Here is an 18,124-nt window from a genome sequence, read left to right on the forward strand (position 1 = left end):
TCCCTCTTCCATAAAATAAACCACCGAGTTTCCTCGATGGCTTTTTGTTCACGATAATCGAATCATCTTTCGCGTAGGCGAAGGCACTTTCCCTGCAATGATTTTTCCAATCTCTAAAGATGCTGTCGCAGCAGGAGAAGGTGCGTTGCAAACATGAATGGATCTTTTGCCAGGAATAATAAAGAAATCATCAACAAGTTGACCATTCTTAAGGAGAGCCTGAGCTCTCACTCCTGAGTGAGTTGGAACCACATCTTCCTCTTGAATTTCTGGTACAAGTCGCTGAAGACTTTTCACAAAGGACTTTCTGTGAAACGAGCGTCCCATTTCTTTTAGTCCTTCTTTCATGTTACTTCCCGCCATTTTCCAAAACCCCTCAAATGCCAGTACATCGAGGGCATCTTTTGGATTAAATGACAGCTTATGATAGCCCTCACGTTTCAAGCTAAGTACCGCATTTGGTCCAGCATGAATCGAGCCATCCATCATACGAGTGAGATGAACACCAAGAAACGGAAAATCTGGATTTGGTACAGGATAAATTAAGTTTTTAACCAGATGACTTTTCTCTTTCTTCAATTCAAAATACTCGCCTCGAAATGGAACGATCTTTAAATCGGTATAAATATCCGCGAGCCTAGCGATACGGTCACTTTGAAGTCCAGCACAATTAATTATATACTTTGCTTTAAACGTTCCTTTAGACGTATCAACCACCGCTTCATCAAGACTTTCCTCAATATTTGTTACTCTAGTTCCATGAAATAAGTCAACTTCTTGATTCGATAGAATTTCCGCTAATTTCTCAGTCACTTTCTTATAATTCACGATGCCAGTAGACGGCACCCGAATTCCACCTACCCCATTTACATGAGGTTCGACCTCTTTAAGCTCCTCCTTTGTGAGCTTTTGTACATCTAGACCATTTTCCAATCCACGTTCATACAAGTGATTTAGATTACCTTTTTCCGTTTCATCAACAGCTACGATAACCTTTCCACACACATCATGTGCAATATTATTCTCCTGACAAAAGCGAACGATCGACTCACTGCCCCGCTTCGCTAATGTGGCTTTCAAGCTACCAGGCTTATAATATATTCCTGAATGAATCACACCACTATTTCTGCCAGTTTGATGACTAGCCCATTCCTTTTCTTTTTCAACGATGGCAAGTGTTGCATTTGGGTAACGCTGTCGAATCGAAAGCGCTGTGGATAAACCAACGATTCCGCCCCCAATCACGAGATAATCATACATGCTGTCTCCTCCAATTAAACTCAAGCGAATCGACCACGCTGGCGTAAAAGCTCTCTGTGAAGTCCAGTATTTTCTTCAAAGGCTTCTCTTCCATGAAGCCAGAATCGATTATTCAACATAATCAATTCTCCTGCTGGAAGCTCAAGTCCTTTTGTAGCAGAAGAATTCTCCATCGAACGTGATAGTTCCTGTAAATAAGTTGCCTGCGCAATGTTTTCTGGATGAACGAACTGATCGATAAAACAAATACAAGGTTCATTGTTTTGTTCATAGAACGTCGTACGAAACACTTCCTTCACCACATTTTTGCTTGGCGGTGCCTTATAGATCAATCGCTGTGATGCCATCGGGTGCTGATAAAACCGCTCAAGCTCTTCCCAATCATCAAGATGAAGAAGTCGTGAACGTCCGCCAACCGCATGTTGCTCCTCAAATTTCATCATCAACAACCAGTCCGTCGCTTCATCTACATATGTTCCATCCGTATGGAGTGTAAAAAGACGATACGCCTGACGAAGGTAGGAATCACTCGTATCCGTATGTTTCACTGAAAAACGGGCGTAGTAATTTCCGGACATCGCATCGAAATTAGGAATGCCAACAAGGTGAGAAAATGCAGTTGAAAACTTTACATAGTCCTCTGAATCAGTCGTTTGCTTGTTAACCCCAACGGTAAATCCGCCCGTCTGTCGATCATGGAGAATGGCTCGAACTGCTTTTTGAAAGTTTTCATCTAAAAGTCGTGAGAGCTTCTCAGTCAGAACAAATCGCATGTAAGGGATATACGCTAACTGCTGACTACTAATCTCACGAACGTCTTCAAAAAAACGAGTGATCACTTCTTCTTCCAGCTCCACTACATAAAGCCGTTCATGAACTGCACTCGGTTTAATCTCATACCCTTTGCCTTTTTTCACACTTCTTTCATTCTGCTTGATCCTTGTAAGTTCCATTGCACGCATCTCTCCTTTTATAGTTTTTAGAATGATAAGAAAAACAAAAAAGCCAGCACACTTCTCCCGTCTTACGGAAAAAATATACTGGCTTTAAACTGCGGACGAAACTCCGGCAAGAGCTTCAACAGTTTTATCAGTTATTGTCATTGTTATCATTCAGACGATGCCCTACTGTCCTGATTTTGAAAGGGAGACCTTTCTAAAGGGAAGTATGAGCTAGTAAGTTAAGATTACAATGAATCGAATTTTCTGTCAACTACCTTTACTCTCTTCAGGGCTTCCTCACGTGCATCTTCAATATCCCCGTCGGTCCTTTTTGATTTAACTGAATCATTTGCTCAGCCATCTCTTTCGGTGTATAAGGCATCTCATTTTCAAGCCACCAGGAAATCATGCCTGTATAAGCAGATGCGATATAACTTGCGATGACTTCACTTGGTAACGGGAGAGGATCGAATCTCCCCTTTGCAATTCGATTGTCATAGAAATCAAAGAAGAAGCTACGCATGTGATCAAGAAAGTTCGGCATTCCTTTTTTGATTAACATGACGTGAAAGAATTTATCGTATTCTGCAATACTTGAGAAAATATGTTCTGCGATATAACGCTGAAGTTCATCAATTGATAAATTACCAGGAGGAATGGTCAGTGCCTCGCCAAACAGCTGCCGAAGCATTTCATCAACCGTTTGAAGTAGTAACTCTTCTTTATCTTGATAATGCAAATAAAAAGTAGCGCGGTTAACCGTTGCTTCTGTTGTAATATCGGCAATCGTGATTTTCTCATATTCTTTTACTGACATCAGATGGATAAACGAATCTTGCAAGAGCTTTCGTGTTCGCGTAACGCGTGGGTCTTCCTTTTTTCTCATAAAAATCTCCTCCAAATTACACTTTTCTCAACAACACTTTATAACTTGTCGTTTAAACCACGTTCTTCGAAAACTTGATTATTGCTCATTTTCGCGACTCTGTTAAAATATTTTACGACACTTGTTGTATAAATAACAACCGTTGTTCTTTCCGAACGATATTTATTGGAGGTTAAATGGAATGAATGAGAAGAAATTCACAAAAGCCCGGTGGATTACAATTGCAGCAACCTTTCTTGCTTTTATGGGTATAGGGATTGTCGATCCGATCCTTCCAACGATCGCAGAACAAATTGGTGCAAACCACTGGCAAGTAGAAATGCTGTTTACTGCTTACATTTTAACAATGGCCATTATGATGATTCCTGCAGGGATTTTTGCAAGTCGCTTTGGCGATAAGCGCATGATGGTATTTGGCTTATGTATTGTGACGGTTTTTGCGCTTCTCTGCGCTCTTTCAAATGGAATCGCAAGCCTATCGATTTTTAGAGCAGGTTGGGGATTTGGTAATTCTATGTTCTTCGCGACAGCCATGACGCTATTAATCGCTTTATCTAAAGACCCACAAAAAGCCGTTGGCTACTATGAGGCAGCGATTGGACTAGGAATGGCGGGCGGCCCCCTTGTAGGTGGTGTTCTTGGTGGTTATTCATGGAGATTCCCTTTCTTTGCAACGTCGATCCTAATTCTAGCTGCATTTTGCCTTGTTCTCTTCTTTGTATTTGAACCAAATGGCAAACAAAAACGTAAACCTGTTGGAATAAATGAGTTAAAAGGGCTCTTTTCATTCAAACCATTCCTAACGTCCGCTCTTGCAGCGATGCTCTATTACTACGGGTTTTTCGTAGTGCTGGCTTATACGCCTCTCATTATCGGACTTAATGCGATTCAAATTGGATTTGTCTTCTTTGGGTGGGGATTAATGCTCGCCTACGGTTCAGCCATTCTAAGTCATCAACTTGAGAAAAAATTTCTACCGAAGAAGATTCTTCCTTATAGCTTATTGATATTTGCTCTCTTACTAGCCTTACTATTTGTGGTCCCAACGACACCGCTTCTGATTACTGTAGTGATCGTTTCAGGACTTGCTTCAGGACTCAATAACGCCCTCTTTACAAGCTACGTGATGGAAGTTTCTCCATATGAAAGAAGCATAACGTCAGGAGGATACAATTTCCTTCGCTGGCTCGGTGCTGCCATTGCCCCCGTTCTTTCTGGTTTGATTGGGCAGGGAGTATCAGCTCACGCACCGTTCCTCGTTGCAGCTGTCCTTAGTGTTGGGGGGATTGGATTAATGCTAATAAAGCCTAAACCGGCTACGTTAGAAACTGAAATGAGTGCATAAGAAAAAGAGCGTAAAGGTATCGACCCCCAAAAGTTAGAGTAGAAAACTAACTTTTGGGGTTACCCACCAAAGCAGTGGCTTTACGCTCTTTTTAGATTATTTTTCAATTTTATCTCCGTCTTTTTCCCATGCAGCAAAACCACCGCTATAGTTCAAAATATCCTTGAAACCAAGCGACTGAAGTAAACTTGTTCCGATTGCTGAACGAGTTCCAGACTGACAGTGAACCACAACCGTTTTATCTTCTGGAATGTCCTTCGCTTGATCTTCTAAATACCCAAGCATGTGATGATTGGCGCCAGGAATGTGACCGGCGTTCCATTCATTTTCTTTTCGAATATCAACCACATAAACATCTTCTTTATCATACACATCTTTCAATTCTTCCGTTGTCACAAAGGAATAGCCTTCAAGATCATCCCATTGAGAGAGAAGCTCAGGACCAGCATATGCTTTCATCCGATCAATGCCAATGGAGTGTAACGCCTTTACGATCTCTTCTTTTTGATTATCCTCTGCAATAAGAAGCAAGTCGCGTTCATAGTCTAGTACCCAACCTGACCAGTTCGTGAATGCTTTATTGAATGGAAGGTTAATGGCTCCATCAATATGGCCATCCGCGAAATCCTGTGCTGGTCGCGTATCCACAATCGTGGTCTTACCATTTGTTGCAAGTGCACGTACTTCATCAACGCTCTTAACCTTTTTAAGTTCTTCACCTGTTAAGACGTTGGGCCCTTCTTTATTTACTTTCTTCATCACAGCAAAATACGTCGGAGCTTCAGGCTGTTCATTTAATAGTTCTTTTACAAACGTCTCTTCCTTATCTTCTTTCAACGCCCAGTTATTGCGAAGTTCATAACCAACTGTTGATTGTGGTACGGCACCAAGTGACTTGCCGCAAGCACTTCCTGCGCCGTGACCTGGCCACACCGTTAAGAATTCTGGCAGATCTTTAAACTTTTGAAGAGATTTGAACATTGATTTCGCACCCGTTTCAGCTGTTCCCACAGCCCCTGCTGCTTTTTCAAGCAAATCTGGACGACCAATGTCTCCTACAAATACAAAATCTCCTGTAAAAATCCCCATTGGTACTTCAGAGCCACCACCACGATCTGTCAGTACGAACGAAATACTTTCTGGGGTATGTCCAGGGGTATGCATCACACGAAGTTCAACGTTACCTACATGAATCATAGAACCATCTGTTACAAGTTCTACATTCAAACCATCGAGGTAACCATATTTCCAGTCTTGATCTCCCTCATCGGATAAGTACAGCTTTACGTCATGCTTTTCAGCTAGTTGTCTTGCGCCTGAGACAAAATCAGCATGAATATGCGTTTCAGCAGCTGCCGCTAAATGAAAGCCTTCCTTTTTCGCTGTTTCTAAATACGGTGTAACGTCTCGCGCCGGATCAATTACAAGCGCTTCACCCGTTCGTTGACAGCCAATCATATAAGAATACTGTGCCAATTTTTCATCAAAAAACGTACGTAAATACATGTCATTATCCTCCTAGTAACAGTTTTCTAAATTACCCCTTGGGGTATCTGTAACCATCATAAACCCTTTTTCATTTTTCAGCAACCCACATGCATCTATTGGCCATATCAGAAAGAATCTTCTTTATACATGTTTGGAATTCCTTTAATCGGGAACGCACTATCTCAGTGTACTATTTACGAAAAGAGCGATTATTAAACGATTTATTTGGAGGTTTTCAATGTTTACTTTAAGCGATGTTCCGATGTTCTTCGTGAACTTTTTTATCATATTACCTATCATCACTCTCCTACACGAAGCTGGACATGTTCTTGTAGCAAGAGTTTTTGGAGGCAAAATCAAATTTTGTATTGGTACTGGGAAGACCATTTTTCATATTGGTCCTCTTGAAGTAAAAAAGAAATACTTTATGGAAGGTTGGTGCCAATACGAAGATTTAACCTATAACAAAACATGGGCTCACGTGGCCATTTATGCGGCTGGTAGTCTATTCAACATTATTGTTATTCTCATTCTAAACGCATTAATTTATGCTGACATTCTTCCAGTTGATCTCTTCTTCTACCAATTTACTTACTTCTCGATTTATTTTATTTTCTTTTCCCTAATGCCTTATCGAAATGATGCCGGCAAACCGAGTGATGGCATGGCGATTATCGATGTCATTCGATACGGAAAAGCGCAAGATCCAATCGACTAATTATAATGTTCAAATTAAAGGAGGCTCTTCTGTGCGATGAGCCTCCTTTATTGTGACGAAAGATGAGGTTTTATTAAAAGAGATTCCGGAAATAGGAAGAATAAACCAATACACAAAAGGATGTGAAGAGATGAAAGCTGTTACGTATCAAGGGAAAGAAAAAATGGTTGTAAAGGATGTAGAAGCTCCGTCTATTCAAGAACGTACTGATATGATTGTAAAAATTACCGCTAGCGGAATTTGTGGTTCAGATCTGCATTTATATCATGGAGGAATTGAACCTGAACAAGATTACATCGTCGGTCATGAGCCAATGGGAATCGTGGAAGAAGTAGGTCCAGACGTAAAAACCTTAAAAAAAGGCGACCGCGTCGTCATTCCGTTTAATATTGGTTGTGGCGAGTGCCACTATTGCAAAAATCAGATGGAAAGCCAATGCGATGAATCGAATCCGCATGGTGAAGTCGGTGGCTTGTTTGGTTTTACTGAAATAAACGGGAATTACCCAGGCGGGCAAGCTGAATACTTACGTGTGCCTTATGCAGATTTCACTTCATTTAAAGTACCAGAATCAAGTACACTTGAGGATGAAAGTGTGCTTTTCCTCTCTGATGTTGTCCCTACAGCCTATTGGAGCGTCGAACATAGCGGCGTAAAAGCAGGTGACACTGTTATCATCCTAGGAAGTGGGCCAATCGGATTAATGGCTCAGAAATTCGCCAAACTTAAAGGCGCCAAACGGGTCATTGCGGTCGATCAGGTAGACCATCGTCTTGAACATGGTAAGCGCACAAACCACGTTGATACATTTAATTTTAAACAACATGATGATATCGGAGCTTTATTGTACGAAGAGACAAAAGGCGGCGCTGATGTTGTCATCGATTGTGTTGGAATGGACGGCACTGTTCCTCCTAACGAATCTTTTGGATCAGAATTTGATAATCAATTTGGTACAATTAGCCCCATTGTGACAGCCTCTAAGTCAGTTCGTAAGTTCGGAACCGTACAATTGACAGGTGTTTATGGAACGGAAGCGAACCGATTTCCATTAGGAGATTTCTTTACTAGAAACGTATCCCTAAAAATGGGACAGGCACCTGTGATTCACCTTATGCCGAAGCTTTACGATATGATTGAAAATCAGGAGTTTGACCCGAAAGACATTATTACTCATAGCATGTCAATTGAAGAAGCCGCAAAAGGATATGAGATTTTCGATAAGAAAGAAGATGGAAATATTAAAGTAATTCTAAAACCGTAGAATAAAATGAGGGTACGCTTCTAAAAGAGTTTGCCCTCACTCTTCATAACAATTTTTACCACCTTCCCCAAAGCGAAATTCCAATTATTAGCATTACAATAGGTGAAATGGCCCTTTAGTTAACAGGATCTTCAATCTTTTTAGGACCTCTGCTTTATTGTTAAGCTTTTCCAATAGGTTTAAAATAGAAAGAGAATGAATGTTCATTCCGCATTTTTGATCAGAAAGGGGGATGCTTGTGGCGACCCAAAATAAGCGGGAAAACATCATGACCAGTGCTCTAGCGTTATTTGCCGAACGAGGTTATGATGCGACGACTGTACCAATGATTGCTACTTCAGCTAAAGTCGGTGCTGGTACAATCTACCGTTATTTTGAGAATAAAGAGGTGCTCGTTAATACCCTTTTTCAAGATTATGTTCGAACCTTTACAAAGACGATTGAGGATCAATTTCCCTTTCAACAGACTGTTCGTCATCAGTTTCACCATATATTTAAAGCCATGATTTTGTTTACAGACCAGAATGAACACGCACTCTACTTCATTAAAAAGCATAGTGCTGCACATTTCCTGGATAGTCAAAGTCAGGAAGATTTCACTCAGTTGCTCAACCTATTAAGAAGCTTTTTTGATACTGGTAAGCAGCAGTTAATTATTCGTAACCTACCTTCTGAAGCTCTTATCGCCATTCTTTATGGAGCTTTTCTAGAACTTCAGAATCTTGTAAGAGCCGGTGAACTACAACCTGATCCTGAGCTTCTTACTGGTATTGAGAATAGTTTATGGGATTCCGTAAGAGCACATTCGTGAAGAGTATTAACTCTTCATACAGCAGAATGAATGAACGTTCATTCCGTTAATTTATAAATGAGGTGATGTAATCATGACTACTAAGAAATCGTTCCCACAACCTAAAACTTATGGACCTTTAGGAAGCCTCCCTCTTATTGATAAAGAAAAACCAATTCAATCTTTTATGAAACTTGCTAAAGAATTGGGTCCAATTTATCAGTTCCAGTTTCCAGGACGCACCAGTACGTTTGTTTCAAGTGCCGCCCTTGTTGCAGAAATTACAGATGAGAAGCGCTTTGATAAAAAAGTAGGTCCTGCTCTTCAAAAAGTTCGTGCTTTTGGCGGAGATGGTTTATTTACAAGTGAAACAGAAGAACCAAACTGGAAAAAAGCCCACAATATTCTTCTGCCTAGCTTTAGCCAACAGGCTATGAAAGGCTACCATAATAAAATGGTTGATATTGCAACCCAGCTTATTCAGAAATGGGCACGATTAAATCCAGATGAGGAAGTTGATGTGCCTGAAGATATGACGCGATTAACGCTCGACACCATTGGTCTTTGTGGATTCGACTTTCGTTTCAATAGTTTTTACAGAGAGAATAACCACGAATTTGTTGATGCTATGGTCCGCGCGCTAGATGAAGCAATGAATCAGTCACAGCGTCTCGGCGTTCAAGATAAGCTAATGGTAAAATCGAAAAAACAGTTTAGAGAAGATATTAACTATATGTTCAACCTTGTTGATGACTTGATTGCTGATCGCAAGAAGAATGGGGATCAAGGTGAAGGTGATCTTCTTTCCCATATGCTTAAAGGAAAAGATCCAGAAACTGGGGAACCTCTTGACGATGAGAATATTCGTTTCCAAATCATTACCTTCTTAATTGCAGGTCATGAAACAACAAGCGGTCTTCTCTCATTTACACTTTACTATTTAATGAACAATCCTGATAAACTAGCAAAAGCTCAAGAAGAAGTCGATCGCGTTGTCGGTGATGGCATTCCTGACTACAAGCAAGTAAAACAGCTCAAATATGTTCGAATGGTCTTAAATGAAACACTTCGATTATGGCCGACTGCTCCTGCGTTTACGTTATATGCGAAAGAAGACACAACATTAAACGGTGAATATGAGGTTAAAAAAGGAGATGATTTCACTCTACTTTTACCAGAACTTCATCGAGATACATCTGTTTGGGGTGAAGATGTTGAATCTTTTATTCCAGAGCGATTTGAAGACCCTTCCTCCATTCCAAACCATGCTTTTAAACCGTTCGGAAATGGTCAGCGCGCTTGTATTGGACAACAATTTTCACTTCATGAATCTACCCTATTGTTAGGTATGATCATTCAGAATTTCGACCTCATTGATCATTCGAACTATCAGTTAGAGGTAAAAGAAACATTAACGCTTAAGCCTGATGCATTTAAAATGAAAGTAAAGCCAAGAAAAGAATCGATTTCTTTTGTAGCACAAGTTACTGAATCGGATAAAAAAGAAAAGAAAGCAGAAGCGACACCTGTAGAAAATGCACACGGTACTCCTCTTCTCATTTTATATGGTTCAAATCTTGGGACCGCTGAAGGGATTGCACGTGACCTAGCTGAGACAGGTCGACAACAGGGCTTTCACTCTGAAGTTGCTCCTCTGAACGATTATGTGAATGAACTTCCTCAAGATGGAGCTGTTCTGATTGTTTCTGCTTCCTATAACGGAAATCCTCCAGACAATGCGAATGAATTTGTACAATGGCTAGAGGAGATGGAAGATGGAGCAGCAAACGGTGTGCAGTATGCCGTCTTTGGTTGCGGTGACCGCAACTGGGCCAACACGTATCAGCGGATCCCTTCTTTCATTGACAATCAATTGTCTACAAAAGGAGCAAAGCGAATCGCAGAAACTGGATTCGGCGACGCTAGCGATGACTTTGAGGGAGATTATGAGAAATGGGAAGCAACATTATGGCCAAATCTCGCAGAAGCGATGAATATCGAACTAAATGAAAACAGCTCAGAAAACAGCGCTATTTCAATGAGTTTCGTAAGTGGCGTAAGTGATACGCCTCTCGCTAGAACGCACCACGCATTCACTGCAATTATTAATCGAAATGTTGAATTACAGCATACAGAGAGTGGAAGAAGCACGCGCCACATTGAATTGATGTTACCTGACGGTGTGACCTATCAAGAAGGGGATCATGTCGGCATCCTTCCACAAAATAGTGATGAAATGGTCAATCGGGTTCTTGAACGCTTCTCGTTAAATGGGCATGATCACGTGCTACTGACTGGAGATTCTGGTAAAGCGGCTCACCTTCCTACTGACAAACCAGTGAAACTCCAGGAGCTTCTTTCTTCTTATGTAGAACTTCAAGAACCAGCAACACGTTCTCAAATACGGGCGCTAGCTTCGCACACAGTTTGCCCACCTCATGTGGTTGAGCTCGAGCAATTACTTGAAGACGACACCTATAAAAAGGAAGTTCTTGAGAAGCGCGTTACGATGCTAGAACTTGTTGAACACTACCTAGCTTGCGAGATTCCATTCGAGCGGTTCATTGCACTACTTCCGCCATTGAAAGCTCGCTACTACTCGATTTCAAGTTCTCCGCTTTATAAAGAACGAGAAGCGAGCATGACGGTTAGTGTCGTTCGTGACACTGCTTGGAATGGTAAGGGAGAATACAAGGGTGTTGCTTCGAACTACCTGGCAACGCGTGAATTTGGTGACAAAGTGGCCTGCTTTATCAACACGCCACAGTCCAACTTCCAGCTTCCTGAAGATCCAGAAACACCAATGGTCTTAATTGGACCTGGAACAGGTATTGCGCCATTTAGAGGATTCATCCAAGCCCGCCGGGAATTAAGTAAGCAAGGCAACGAACTTGGTGCAGCTCATCTTTACTTCGGCTGTCGTAATCCTGAACATGATTATTTATACCAGGAAGAGCTAGAGCAAGCTGAAAAAGATGGACTTGTTACCCTTCACACAGCATTTTCACGTTGCCCTGGCCAGAAAAAAACGTATGTCCAACATCTTGTATCCGAGAATGCTTTAGATGTCATCCCACTTCTAAAAGACGGTGGACGCTTATACGTTTGCGGCGACGGTAGCTACATGGCTCCTGAAGTTGAGCAAACGATGATCACAAGCTATCAATCAATGTATAAAACAACTGAGCAAGAAGCAATTCAATGGCTTGAAGAACTTGAGCGAGACGGCCGATATGCGAAAGATGTATGGGCTGGCGCTTAATACGGAAGAAGACAGCGAACTTTAATTGGTTCGCTGTCTTTTTTATTCTTCTTTTTTTCACAAGAACTGCTGACGTTACAATCGGTACTTTAAGCACCCTTAATGAAGAGAGAATGCCTTTTTCTTATAAAATCCAATTTCAACAAAAAAGACGCTTTTGCATTTGCACAAAAGCGTCTCATCACACACATTTATAAATACTCCTCGTGCGGTGCTTGCGTTGGATAAAGCATATAATACATCGGATACGCTCTTTCATACCAGAACTGTATAATTGGTCCGAGTAAAAATACGAGCGCAATTGTTCCTACACCAACTGGACCACCAATTAGTAAAGCAAGAGTCGCCATCACAACTGCAACAATCGTCTGTCCCATTTGCAAACTAAGGTTGAATCTTGCGCTAATGACAAGAAATAGCTGATCGAACGGGGCTCTTGGGAACTGTGGCAAAATGTATATAGCTACGCCTAAACCAATTGCAACCATACCAGCGATCAGTATCGCAACTTTTGCTAGTAATGGGGCTGCTGTTAACTGAACGGAAGAAAACACGATTTCTAACCAAAAGTCGAGGATAAAGCTTTCTAGAATAATCGGCAGAACTGCCCCGTATTCCGGCTTCTTTTTCATTAAGCTTCCATTCAAGAAAATGACAAGGATTTGAAACAAGCCATACCAAAACCCAACGGTAAGCCCTGCTAAATCTGATAGCCCAATAAAAAAAGAAGTCCAAAATCCGGCACCAAGCGTCGCATGAATGACAAGCGCGACACCAAAAAAGTTAATAAACATACCAAGAAGATAAACCGTAATTCGATAAAACATTACGACATCCTCCCTTCCTAAAAAATAAAGAAAACCTGAGTATCCTGATTCCATCTGCTAGTCAGTTAGACCTTTGAAGACAAACCGTCTTTTCGCTTAAGATGGTAACGTTCTTGCTTGTGGAAGAGAGGATCTTACTAAGATTTTTCGAGACCATTTTATTAGTCATTGTCTTCACCGTCAATGGATTTCGCTTTTAAAAAACATTCTCATTTTTTCGTTTTTTCCTCACAAAAAAAGCTGCCTGTTTTGGACAGCTTTTTCTCAAAAATGATTGAGCAGATTATAAAATATGCCTGCCTAATGCTTGTTTTAGCGTACTGTGAGTTTGAATGGAAGAGAAATCGATCCCGAGATGAATCATCGTTTGTGCCACTTCAGGCCTAATTCCTGATAGGATCCCCTTAACACCTAGCAGCTCTAAAGAATAAATAATATTAAAAATGTTGTTAGCAACCATTGTATCAACGATAGTGACACCAGAAAGATCGATAAATAAATGCGTTAAGCGTTTTTCAGTTGATTCTTTTAGTGCTGTTTCCATAAGAAGACTAGCCCGATGCGTGTCAACATCACCGATAATCGGCAAAACAGCGACGCCCTCAAGAATTGGTACAACGGGAACAGAAAGCTCTAGAAATACTTCTTGTGCATGGCTGAGATTATTCTTATATGAGGTAACATAGGCTGTGCTGTACGCATAAACAGCATGGTCAAGCATACGATCAACCAATTTCCCGGCTGCAAAAACACTTTGAACCGTATGGTTTGCTTCGACTGTTATTAATTCAATGACATCCCATATTGCTTGTCTAAATTCTGACGTGGTTTTCAGTGACTCATCTAGTTCTGAGCCATAACTAACCGCCAGCTCTCCTGTCTCTCTTCCCCACTTTGTAACGTTAGGCATCGTTTCTTCTATACCAATTAAAATGGTTTCGGCACACAGTTGAACAAGCTCTGTATGTAACCTCAGTGCTTCTGCATTGTCCGCACCTGGTTTGAGTAAGCTTTTTGCAATATCTAACTTTCTTGCTTCTAGCTGTTTTCCGATTAATTGAACTTCCTGATCAATGATCGATTTCTGAATTGGCATTTCTACTACCTCCGCTGATAAATCGATTCTCTACCCTATCATAGAGGAACACACTTCATTTTACATTAAAAACTTTCTCACTGCCTTATTTATATTCCTATCCATACCTATAAAACCTAATATATCAATGGTTACGATGCCAAACACCTTCATTCCCTGTGCCCTTTCTACAATGATATTGCGGGAATTTCCAGAAGAGGTTTGCTTTTTTTGGGAGACGTGTTATACTAAGGTTAATTATTGTTGTTCGGTACTGATTATTAAAGAGCAGGCTACTTTAGGAAGTACTTACATCTCAAATGATTATGTAGAGCAGGAATAGTAATATTTGTGCAAAATGCACTTGGAGGATACACACATGAACAAAGGTACAGTAAAATGGTTTAACGCAGAAAAAGGTTTTGGCTTCATCGAAGTTGAAGGCGGAGACGACGTATTCGTACATTTCTCAGCTATTCAAGGCGAAGGTTTCAAAACTCTTGAAGAAGGTCAAACAGTTACTTTTGACACAGAGCAAGGTAACCGCGGACCACAAGCTACTAACGTAGTTAAAGCATAAATCATATATAAAAAAGCTCTTCCCTGGCGGAAGAGCTTTTTTTGTTTATGTTTATCTAGTTGCTTTCTCGTAGTCAGATCAATCATGTTGTATCAGCATTTCACTTATGCTTCTGTTTCTTCTTTTTCTTCTTTTTCTTCTTTTTCTTTTAAAAACAACTCCGGATCAAATTCACCTTCGATGGCAATGGCGGTTAATCCCTTTTCCGTAGTCGTCTCGTGCCATTCATCTTTATTCCAGAAGACAGCATCCCCTTCTTTTACCTTCATTAACTCATTATCTTCCCCTCTTACCAACCCTTCACCACTGATAATTAATAATAATTGCGGCGTCACGGCCTGATGAAAGCCAATCAGTCCTTCTTTGTCCAGATACATGGCACCTATATGTACACTAGAATCTGTCTGAGTAATGCGAGACATCATAAATTGCGATCCGAATTTTGTAATTTCTTTTCCTGCCGACCGACTAAAATTATAAATTTTCATCCCTACTCCTCCTCCGTAAAAACTAATCGATGCTTAAACACCTTTTCTTCCTAACCTTTTCCTACTATTTTCACTATGTGTAATGGTTTTTCCACTTCTCCTTATTTCCAAACCTTTGCCTAGCCATTCAACACCCGCTTTACTACTCCAACCACTCCCCTTCTAAACTATATTCGCTCTATCTAAAGTTTTCCCTTTTCCTTACCCCTAATAGTAAAACCTCCTTCTATTAAGGAGGTTTTGCTTTTACGTATGAAAAAGCTCTCCTTCAAGAGCTTGAAGATATCGAGTTGCCGACCGTTGAACCGCCTCATCTGCACCAGATTCAACGATGCGATGAAAGGCGTTGTAAAGGCGATCAAACTTTAGTGGCTTAACCTTCTGAGCCATTTCTTTCACCTTGTTCGCCGGTAACGGAATTAAATTAGGATAGCTATACATGAAACTAACCCATTCTTGATCAGCGACAACTTGTATAATGTCACCCGTCAGCAGTAGCCCTTTCCCTCCACTCAAATCCTTCACATGAAGCACTGCACCACCAAGGAAGTGTCCGCCAAGGCGATGAATGGTTAAGTGAGGCATAAGTTTCAATGACTCTCCATTCCAGAACACAATCCTCTCATTCTCTCTCATCACCCATTTGGCATCATCTTGATGAATATAGATCGGAACTTGAAAAGCTTCTGCCCATTCTACCTGAGAAGAGTAATAATGTGGATGTGACAGCGCAATGGCATCAATGCCGCCGAGGTCTTTAACCGCTTGAATTGTCGCTTCATCCAGATAAGAAACGCAATCCCATAGCACATTAAATCCATTACTCCGCACCAGATATGCTGTTTGACCAATAGCAAAAGTCGGAGCCGTTGTGATGCTATATAAGCCTTTTTCTTCTTCAATAATTTGATTTTGAAACTGTTTTTTCTGCATGTCGATAAGCGTTGTCCATTCCTGCCCATCTGGATTAACATACTGTCTTTCTTCTTTACAAATAGGGCACGTTTCAGGATCAACCTCCATATCACAGTATTGCGTGCCGCACGTGATGCAAATCGGTCGTTTCATAATCATCTCTCCCTCTTTTTCATCCTCATGGAAATTATAACCTAATTACCCACCGTAGCTAATGACTTATTTTTTTCTACATCTTTAGAAGGAGAACATTCTCTGAGCACTAAAAAAAGCATCCCGTTAAACGGGATGCTTTCACATTATTTCTGTTCTTTTTCTTGTGCAGGATCTTCTTGTACTGGTTCTGTTTGATCAACATTGTAGTCGTAATCACTACGATCAACAGGAGTGAAGCCTTCAGGCTCATAGAAGCGCAGTAAATCGCCGTAGACTACTTTATCTGAGAGTTCAAGTGACTCTTCGACAAACTGTCCTGGCTGCTCACATTGTTCAGCATCTACTTTTTCACCTGATGGATTCGCATAACACTTCTCATTAACAGACGTTACTTCTGGCGTTACGAAATCACCATTACGGAATGGTACGATTTCACGATGATCTTCTGAAAGGAGATCAGATCCAAACGAAATATATTCATCTGTTTCAACGCCTAGTAGATGAAGAACGGTATCGCGAATGTCCATATGCCCACCATATTCATGAACCTGCTTACCTTCTACACCAGGTGCAGTAATGAAAAGAGGCACACGCTGTAGCTGCGCATTTTCATATGCGCCTACTTCCTCACCCATTACTTCAGACATCGCCTTATTATGGTTATTCGAAATACCATAGTGATCGCCATACATTACAATCACGGTGTTGTCATAAAGTCCAGATTCTTTCAAATCGTTAAAGAATTGTTCAATGGATTCATCCATATACTTCGCTGTTTGGAAGTAACCATTTACAACTGCATCATTCGTTTCAGGTGTTGGGAAATCGACATCCCCTTCATCCATTGTAAACGGAAAATGGTTCGATAACGTTAGCATTTTCGCGTGAAACGGTTGTTCGAGACTTTCAAGATATGGCATGGATTGTTCAAAGAATGGCTTATCTTTTAGACCATAGTTATGAACATCTTGTTCGTTCATATCGTAATAGCTTGAATCAAAGAATTTCTGAATACCAAATGACTTATACATCTCATCACGATTCCAGAACGTTTTACCATTACCGTGGAGGGAAGACGTAGTGTAGCCTTTTTGCTCCAAAATGGCTGGCTGCGCCTGATATGTGTTCCGCGCTTTTTCCATCGCTACTGATCCACTTGGTAGTGGATAGAGAGAGTTTGCCATCATAAACTCAGCGTCCGACGTTTTTCCCTGTCCAACTTGATGGAAAATATTATCGAAATAGAATGTGTTCTGATCTTCAACAAGACTGTTTAAGAACGGCGTTACTTCCTGACCATCGATCTCTTTTCCAATGACAAAGCTTTGCATCGATTCAAGGGAAATATAAATGACGTTCATTCCCTCAGCCTTACCGAAGTACTCCGGATTTGGCTCTGTTCGATTTGCTTCAACAAAGTTTCGAACATCTGTTAAATCATCACTGCTTGCAAACGCGCTTTGAGAGCTAGACTTCACGGTTGTAACGACGTCAAAAATTTGATAGTTAAACTGACCAAGATATTTCACAAGGTACGTGCGATCAAAAGCACGCGTTAAAAGCTCTGGACGATCAGCTTCAGCAAGTCCAAGATTCACTGTGAAGAAGACAGCTGCTGAGGCAAATACAAGTGCAATTTTCTTCTTTTTCATCGCGACTTGTGGCTTTATAACTTTAAATAAGATTAATCCAAGAATAAGCAACGTATCAATGAAATAAAACGCATCCGAGAACTGCATTAACGCAAAGGCACTGTCTTTCAGCTCTCCAGCATCATTTGTATGCATGACTGTTGGAAGTGTAATAAAGTCATTAAAGAAACGGTAGTACACGACATTTGCATAAAGAATAAAGGATAGGACAAAATCAATAATTAGAATCGCCCATGCTCGTTTACGTCCTTTGAAGAATAGCGCAAATCCAAAGAAGAGCAACAAAGAACTAATCGGGTTTAAGACTAATAGAAACGACTGCATACCATTTTGAATCCCAAGATCAAATTCAGTTTGATAGACAGCATACGTTTTTAACCAGAATAATAGAATCACACCAAAGAATAACGTCCATGGCTTATTAATCTGACTGCTTAATTTATTTCGCATGCCAGTTGAAGACCTCCTTATAGAATT

At 40.7% G+C, this 18,124-nt stretch carries 15 protein-coding genes; 6 read left to right on the plus strand and 9 right to left on the minus strand.

Annotation, left to right across the window (positions count from 1 at the left end; translation table 11 throughout):
• Nucleotides 1-48: 48 nt before the first annotated feature.
• The 3 genes from lhgO to LCL91_RS13255 form a co-directional block, all read right to left on the minus strand.
• The gene (gene lhgO / locus LCL91_RS13245; protein ID WP_224883038.1) at nucleotides 49-1,260 is read right to left on the minus strand and encodes an L-2-hydroxyglutarate oxidase; all 1,212 of its coding nucleotides are present in this window, start codon (nucleotides 1,258-1,260) and stop codon (nucleotides 49-51) included.
• A gap of 20 nt (nucleotides 1,261-1,280) precedes the next feature.
• Nucleotides 1,281-2,213: a glutarate dioxygenase GlaH gene (glaH, locus tag LCL91_RS13250; RefSeq protein ID WP_224883041.1), complete on the minus strand. Its 933-nt coding sequence runs from the start codon at nucleotides 2,211-2,213 to the stop codon at nucleotides 1,281-1,283.
• Nucleotides 2,214-2,487: 274 nt separating this feature from the next.
• The gene (locus tag LCL91_RS13255; RefSeq protein WP_224883043.1) at nucleotides 2,488-3,087 is read right to left on the minus strand and encodes a TetR/AcrR family transcriptional regulator; all 600 of its coding nucleotides are present in this window, start codon (nucleotides 3,085-3,087) and stop codon (nucleotides 2,488-2,490) included.
• A 181-nt stretch (nucleotides 3,088-3,268) separates the two neighbouring features.
• Between LCL91_RS13255 and LCL91_RS13260 the strand changes: the two genes are divergently transcribed.
• Entirely contained in the window at nucleotides 3,269-4,432 is a 1,164-nt protein-coding gene (locus tag LCL91_RS13260; RefSeq protein ID WP_224883045.1) for an MFS transporter, read from the plus strand.
• Between the two features lie 96 nt (nucleotides 4,433-4,528).
• On the opposite strand, the gene LCL91_RS13265 is transcribed toward LCL91_RS13260, so the two are convergent.
• Nucleotides 4,529-5,938 carry an MBL fold metallo-hydrolase gene (locus LCL91_RS13265; RefSeq protein ID WP_224883046.1) on the minus strand — a complete coding sequence of 470 codons (1,410 nt, stop codon included), beginning with the start codon at nucleotides 5,936-5,938 and terminating at the stop codon, nucleotides 4,529-4,531.
• Nucleotides 5,939-6,158: 220 nt separating this feature from the next.
• Between LCL91_RS13265 and LCL91_RS13270 the strand changes: the two genes are divergently transcribed.
• The 4 genes from LCL91_RS13270 to LCL91_RS13285 all read left to right on the plus strand — a co-directional run bounded on the left by LCL91_RS13270 (nucleotide 6,159) and on the right by LCL91_RS13285 (nucleotide 11,954).
• Complete coding sequence (locus LCL91_RS13270) at nucleotides 6,159-6,638, plus strand: M50 family metallopeptidase (RefSeq protein ID WP_224883047.1); 480 nt, start codon at nucleotides 6,159-6,161, stop codon at nucleotides 6,636-6,638.
• Nucleotides 6,639-6,768: 130 nt separating this feature from the next.
• Nucleotides 6,769-7,902: an alcohol dehydrogenase catalytic domain-containing protein gene (locus tag LCL91_RS13275; RefSeq protein ID WP_224883048.1), complete on the plus strand. Its 1,134-nt coding sequence runs from the start codon at nucleotides 6,769-6,771 to the stop codon at nucleotides 7,900-7,902.
• Between the two features lie 238 nt (nucleotides 7,903-8,140).
• Nucleotides 8,141-8,713, plus strand: coding sequence for a TetR/AcrR family transcriptional regulator (locus LCL91_RS13280; protein WP_425589683.1), 573 nt, complete (start codon nucleotides 8,141-8,143; stop codon nucleotides 8,711-8,713).
• A gap of 73 nt (nucleotides 8,714-8,786) precedes the next feature.
• Nucleotides 8,787-11,954: a bifunctional cytochrome P450/NADPH--P450 reductase gene (locus LCL91_RS13285; protein ID WP_224883050.1), complete on the plus strand. Its 3,168-nt coding sequence runs from the start codon at nucleotides 8,787-8,789 to the stop codon at nucleotides 11,952-11,954.
• Between the two features lie 191 nt (nucleotides 11,955-12,145).
• Here LCL91_RS13285 and LCL91_RS13290 read toward each other — a convergent pair whose 3' ends face one another.
• Both LCL91_RS13290 and LCL91_RS13295 read right to left on the minus strand, forming a co-directional pair.
• Nucleotides 12,146-12,781, minus strand: coding sequence for a YczE/YyaS/YitT family protein (locus LCL91_RS13290; RefSeq protein WP_224883051.1), 636 nt, complete (start codon nucleotides 12,779-12,781; stop codon nucleotides 12,146-12,148).
• A 283-nt stretch (nucleotides 12,782-13,064) separates the two neighbouring features.
• Entirely contained in the window at nucleotides 13,065-13,877 is an 813-nt protein-coding gene (locus LCL91_RS13295) for an STAS domain-containing protein (protein WP_224883053.1), read from the minus strand.
• 358 nt (nucleotides 13,878-14,235) lie between these two features.
• On the opposite strand from LCL91_RS13295, the gene LCL91_RS13300 reads away from it, so the two are divergent.
• Complete coding sequence (locus LCL91_RS13300) at nucleotides 14,236-14,436, plus strand: cold-shock protein (protein ID WP_098442444.1); 201 nt, start codon at nucleotides 14,236-14,238, stop codon at nucleotides 14,434-14,436.
• Nucleotides 14,437-14,540: 104 nt separating this feature from the next.
• On the opposite strand, the gene LCL91_RS13305 is transcribed toward LCL91_RS13300, so the two are convergent.
• The 3 genes from LCL91_RS13305 to LCL91_RS13315 form a co-directional block, all read right to left on the minus strand.
• Entirely contained in the window at nucleotides 14,541-14,924 is a 384-nt protein-coding gene (locus LCL91_RS13305; RefSeq protein ID WP_224883055.1) for a cupin domain-containing protein, read from the minus strand.
• A 246-nt stretch (nucleotides 14,925-15,170) separates the two neighbouring features.
• Nucleotides 15,171-15,992, minus strand: coding sequence for an MBL fold metallo-hydrolase (locus LCL91_RS13310; RefSeq protein WP_224883056.1), 822 nt, complete (start codon nucleotides 15,990-15,992; stop codon nucleotides 15,171-15,173).
• Nucleotides 15,993-16,138: 146 nt separating this feature from the next.
• A complete protein-coding gene (locus LCL91_RS13315) occupies nucleotides 16,139-18,097 on the minus strand; it encodes an LTA synthase family protein (RefSeq protein ID WP_224883057.1) in 1,959 nt (652 codons plus the stop codon).
• Nucleotides 18,098-18,124: the final 27 nt, after the last annotated feature.

The sequence above is a fragment of the Guptibacillus hwajinpoensis genome, assembly GCF_020171785.1.
GTDB classification, from domain to species: Bacteria; Bacillota; Bacilli; order Bacillales; family Guptibacillaceae; genus Guptibacillus; species Guptibacillus sedimenti.

Excerpts from the sequence above, each read along its gene's own strand:
- LCL91_RS13275 (WP_224883048.1), top strand. The coding sequence starts at position 6,769 with ATGAAAGCTGTTACGTATCAAGGGAAAGAAAAAATGGTTGTAAAGGAT.
- LCL91_RS13310 (WP_224883056.1), bottom strand. The coding sequence starts at position 15,992 with ATGAAACGACCGATTTGCATCACGTGCGGCACGCAATACTGTGATATG.
- LCL91_RS13265 (WP_224883046.1), bottom strand. The coding sequence starts at position 5,938 with ATGTATTTACGTACGTTTTTTGATGAAAAATTGGCACAGTATTCTTAT.
- LCL91_RS13260 (WP_224883045.1), top strand. The coding sequence starts at position 3,269 with ATGAATGAGAAGAAATTCACAAAAGCCCGGTGGATTACAATTGCAGCA.
- LCL91_RS13315 (WP_224883057.1), bottom strand. The coding sequence starts at position 18,097 with ATGCGAAATAAATTAAGCAGTCAGATTAATAAGCCATGGACGTTATTC.
- lhgO (WP_224883038.1), bottom strand. The coding sequence starts at position 1,260 with ATGTATGATTATCTCGTGATTGGGGGCGGAATCGTTGGTTTATCCACA.
- LCL91_RS13290 (WP_224883051.1), bottom strand. The coding sequence starts at position 12,781 with ATGTTTTATCGAATTACGGTTTATCTTCTTGGTATGTTTATTAACTTT.
- LCL91_RS13305 (WP_224883055.1), bottom strand. The coding sequence starts at position 14,924 with ATGAAAATTTATAATTTTAGTCGGTCGGCAGGAAAAGAAATTACAAAA.
- LCL91_RS13255 (WP_224883043.1), bottom strand. The coding sequence starts at position 3,087 with ATGAGAAAAAAGGAAGACCCACGCGTTACGCGAACACGAAAGCTCTTG.
- LCL91_RS13270 (WP_224883047.1), top strand. The coding sequence starts at position 6,159 with ATGTTTACTTTAAGCGATGTTCCGATGTTCTTCGTGAACTTTTTTATC.
- LCL91_RS13285 (WP_224883050.1), top strand. The coding sequence starts at position 8,787 with ATGACTACTAAGAAATCGTTCCCACAACCTAAAACTTATGGACCTTTA.
- glaH (WP_224883041.1), bottom strand. The coding sequence starts at position 2,213 with ATGGAACTTACAAGGATCAAGCAGAATGAAAGAAGTGTGAAAAAAGGC.
- LCL91_RS13295 (WP_224883053.1), bottom strand. The coding sequence starts at position 13,877 with ATGCCAATTCAGAAATCGATCATTGATCAGGAAGTTCAATTAATCGGA.
- LCL91_RS13300 (WP_098442444.1), top strand. The coding sequence starts at position 14,236 with ATGAACAAAGGTACAGTAAAATGGTTTAACGCAGAAAAAGGTTTTGGC.